At 75.8% G+C, this 553-nt stretch carries 1 pseudogene; it reads left to right on the top strand.

The features are described 5' to 3' along the window. Window positions 1-553, top strand: a pseudogene (locus tag B4U45_RS28450) (PE family protein); the annotation flags it as partial.

Consider the following 553-nt stretch of genomic DNA (forward strand, 5'->3'; position numbering starts at 1 on the left):
GATCGGCAATGGTGGTAACGGCGGCGATGGCGGCGCCAGCGCGGCCGCTGCCGGTGGCAACGGCGGCACCGGCGGCGACGGCGTGCTGATCGGGAACGGCGGTAACGGCGGCAGCGGAGGCACCGGCGCGACCCCGGGCAAGGCCGGCCTCGGCGGCCTCGGCGGGCTGCTGTTGGGTGCCGACGGAATTCCCGCTCCGCCCAGCCCCAACCCGCTGCACACCCTGCAGCAGGATGTGCTCGATATCGTTAACCAGCCTGTCCAGGCAATTACCGGGCGTCCACTGATCGGCAACGGCGCCAACGGGGCTCCGGGAACCGGGACCGCCGGCGGGGACGGCGGCTGGTTGTTCGGCAACGGCGGTAATGGCGGGCACGGTGCCACCAACACCGCCGCCGCGGGCCAGGGTGGAGCCGGCGGGGCCGGCGGGACCGGCGGTGTCCTGTTCGGCAGCGGCGGCACCGGCGGCAGCGGCGGGATAGGCACCGGCGTCGGCGGGAAAGGTGGCGCCGGCGGCGCCGGCGGTTCCGCCCTGCTGATCGGCGCCGGCGGG

The sequence above is a fragment of the Mycobacterium persicum genome, from assembly GCF_002086915.1.
Classification (GTDB): domain Bacteria; phylum Actinomycetota; class Actinomycetes; order Mycobacteriales; family Mycobacteriaceae; genus Mycobacterium; species Mycobacterium persicum.